This is a genomic window from uncultured Bacteroides sp., from assembly GCF_902491285.1.
Classification (GTDB): domain Bacteria; phylum Bacteroidota; class Bacteroidia; order Bacteroidales; family Bacteroidaceae; genus Bacteroides.
Genome location: NZ_CABUHK010000167.1, coordinates 1 through 3,390 on the forward strand (window position 1 = coordinate 1; position 3,390 = coordinate 3,390).

Below are 3,390 nucleotides of genomic sequence, written 5' to 3' on the forward strand. Positions count from 1 at the left end.
CCGGGATTATTTGATTAATTAATAACTCGTCCCGATTTTAACGGGACACTAGTGATAACTTATAAAAAAACAAGAGCCACAATTCCACTTCCCCACAAAAGGAAAGCAAAATTGTGACTCTTTTATATAACAAGCTAAGCTTTAAACCGCCTTACAAAGCAAAAGCAGCTTTAATCTTATCAACATAATCGAGTTTCTCCCATGTAAAGAGTTCCACGTCGACCGTCTTGTCACCTTCATAACGAGAGAAGAACTTCTTCGTAACCACCTGCGGTTCGCGTCCCATGTGACCATAAGCGGCAGTTTCCTGATAAATAGGATTACGGAGTTTCAAACGTTCCTCGATAGCTTTCGGACGAAGGTCGAACAACTGGTCAATAATACGGGCAATCTCGCCATCAGTCATATTCACATGAGAACGGCCATAGGTATCCACGAAGATGTTAATCGGGCGAGCCACACCAATAGCATAGCTTACCTGTACAAGCATTTCGTCCGCCACGCCTGCCGCCACCATGTTCTTGGCGATATGGCGTGCTGCATAGGCTGCGCTGCGGTCCACCTTGCTAGGGTCTTTTCCAGAGAAAGCACCGCCACCATGAGCACCCTTGCCACCATAAGTATCAACGATAATCTTACGACCTGTCAGGCCGGTATCGCCATGAGGGCCACCGATAACAAACTTTCCGGTAGGATTGACATGATAGATGATTTTATCATTGAACAGCGCCAATACCTTATCATGATGAATAGAAGCAATCACACGAGGCATCAGAATTTCGATCACATCACGGCGGATGATAGCCAGCATCTCTTCGTCAGCTTTCAACTGAGCAGCCTGCGAGTCATCTTCCGGCTGGATAAAGTCATCATGTTGTGTAGAAACAACGATTGTATCAATGCGGACAGGAGTCCCGTTGTCGTCATATTCGATAGTAACCTGGCTTTTCGCATCGGGGCGGAGATAAGTCATCACCTTGCCTTCACGACGGATATCGGCCAGCACTTGCAGAATGCGGTGTGCCAAATCAAGAGAAAGCGGCATATAGTTTTCCGTTTCATTCGTTGCGTAGCCGAACATCATACCCTGGTCGCCTGCACCCTGTTCCATCGGGTCCTGACGTTCTACACCGCGGTTGATATCGGGGCTTTGCTCATGAATGGCGGACAACACACCACAAGAGTTACTTTCGAACATGTACTCTCCTTTGGTATAGCCGATTTTCTTAATCACTTCGCGCGCAATGAGTTGGAGGTCAACGTACGCTTTTGTTTTCACTTCACCCGCTAGCACCACTTGTCCGGTAGTCACTAGTGTTTCGCAAGCTACTTTCGAACTGGGGTCGTAAGCCAACAGTTTGTCAAGCACGGCGTCCGATATCTGATCGGCTACCTTGTCGGGGTGTCCTTCTGACACCGATTCGGATGTAAATAAGTATCCCATCTTTCTTAAATTAAGAATTAAAAAATAAGAATTAAGAATGAGAGGGTAGGAGAGGTGAGTGCTGCAAGGAGTAAACCGTAAAGCGTCGGTAAGACGTGTTTTAGCATTTTTTTCCGTGGTTGCAAGCTACTCAAATCTGTCCACACTTTCATTTCGGTTGCAAAGATAAAGAGATTTCGGAGATAATGAGTATCTTTGCCACGTATTTAACACATAAATAGATTTATAATGATTCTAAATAAGAAATTAAAAACGCTTTTGGTGCTGGCGCTCTATGTAGGATTCACGATTGCTATCTACGCCATTGTTTGCCATTTCATCGACAAGCCGTTTCAGGAGATTCATTTGCTGTATGCAGTACTGATAGGATGCATCGCCTATTTGCCGGTGTTTATTGCGGAGAAAAAGAAGAAGTAAGCTCTTTCATCGTTTTTCCGAGTACCGGATGCACTAATCCGGGAGCAATTTCCGCCAGTGGTTTCATAACGAAGTCACGTTCTGCCATCAACGGATGGGGGAGGGTTAACTCTGCTCCGGAAGCAGAAATCACAGAAAGCACTAAATCTTCATAAAGTAACAGGTCAATATCAATCAGGCGGTCGCTATATATTTCGTTGACGGACTTTTTGGTACGCCCCAGCTCCCTTTCAATCATTTGCGTCTCTTGCAATACCTCCAATGGGGACAATTCCGTCTCTACACAAGCGGCCGCATTTAGAAAACTATTTTCTGAAGCAAAGCCCCAAGGGGCAGTAACATAAAAAGCAGACAGGGAAACTACTTCCCCTACCTGCTCTTCTATTTTTTGCACGGCATCCCGGAGATTCTGTTCTTTATCTCCAAGGTTAGTGCCGAGTCCCAAATATACTTTTGCCATTATTTGTCCAGAATCAGCATTGCATCTCCATACGTGCCGAAACGGTAACCTTCCTTCAATGCTACATGGTAAGCATCCATCACCTGGTCATAACCACCGAAAGCAGCTACAATCATCAGCAGGGTAGAAAGCGGCATGTGGAAATTGGAAATCATTGAATTGGCTACGGTAAATTCATACGGAGGGAAGATAAACTTATTAGTCCATCCTTCGAATTCCTTCAAATGTCCGTCGGTGCTGACTGCGCTTTCAATAGCACGCATCACGGTCGTACCTACCGCACAAACATTTCTGCCGTTATCTTTGGCACGGTTAACGGTTTTCACCGCCATTTCGTTTACAAACATTTGTTCCGAATCCATCTTATGCTTTGTCAAGTCCTCTACATCGATGTCGCGGAAGTTACCCAGACCAGCGTGCAAAGTGATATATGCAAAGTCTATACCTTTGATTTCCAAACGTTTCATCAACTCACGGCTGAAGTGCAAACTAGCAGTCGGAGCAGTCACCGCACCTTCGTTCTTCGCAAAGATAGACTGAAAACGTTCAGCATCTTCCGGTTCTACGGGACGGTTGATGATAGAGTGGGGAAGTGGAGTCTCACCCAAAGAGTACAAAGCCTTTTTGAACTCATCATGAGGTCCGTCATAAAGGAAACGGAGCGTACGTCCGCGGGAAGTGGTGTTATCAATTACTTCGGCCACCATCGAATCGTCCGGACCGAAATACAGTTTGTTACCGATACGGATCTTACGTGCCGGATCGACCAATACGTCCCACAAACGAAGTTCTTCATTCAACTCACGCAACAAGAATACTTCGATACGAGCACCTGTCTTTTCCTTGTTACCATACAAACGGGCAGGGAATACCTTCGTATCGTTGAATATAAACACATCTTTATCATCAAAGTAGTCCAACACATCTTTGAACATCTTGTGCTCAATCTTACCTGTATTACGATGCAATACCATCAAACGAGACTCATCCCTATATTTCATAGGATGTAGAGCGATCTTATCCTCGGGTAACTTAAATTTGAATTGTGATAATTTCATATCTATTCCTT

Annotated in this window: 4 protein-coding genes; 1 reads left to right on the forward strand and 3 read right to left on the reverse strand. The window is 44.9% G+C overall.

From position 1 onward, the window contains the following. Positions 1 to 151 precede the first annotated feature (151 nt). Complete coding sequence (gene metK, locus RDN93_RS21835) at positions 152 to 1,444, reverse strand: methionine adenosyltransferase (RefSeq protein WP_308747412.1); 1,293 nt, start codon at positions 1,442 to 1,444, stop codon at positions 152 to 154. Positions 1,445 to 1,672: 228 nt separating this feature from the next. Here metK and RDN93_RS21840 point away from each other — a divergent pair, with 228 nt between their 5' ends. After that, positions 1,673 to 1,861, forward strand: coding sequence for a hypothetical protein (locus RDN93_RS21840; protein WP_008023736.1), 189 nt, complete (start codon positions 1,673 to 1,675; stop codon positions 1,859 to 1,861). Here RDN93_RS21840 and folK read toward each other — a convergent pair. Beyond that, positions 1,836 to 2,321 carry a 2-amino-4-hydroxy-6-hydroxymethyldihydropteridine diphosphokinase gene (gene folK, locus RDN93_RS21845; protein WP_308747413.1) on the reverse strand — a complete coding sequence of 162 codons (486 nt, stop codon included), beginning with the start codon at positions 2,319 to 2,321 and terminating at the stop codon, positions 1,836 to 1,838. The two genes, RDN93_RS21840 and folK, sit on opposite strands and share 26 nt — an antisense overlap. After that, on the reverse strand, positions 2,321 to 3,379 hold the full coding sequence (gene queA / locus RDN93_RS21850) for a tRNA preQ1(34) S-adenosylmethionine ribosyltransferase-isomerase QueA (RefSeq protein ID WP_004302895.1): 1,059 nt from the start codon (positions 3,377 to 3,379) through the stop codon (positions 2,321 to 2,323). Before queA ends, folK begins: the two co-directional genes overlap by 1 nt. Positions 3,380 to 3,390 lie beyond the last annotated feature (11 nt).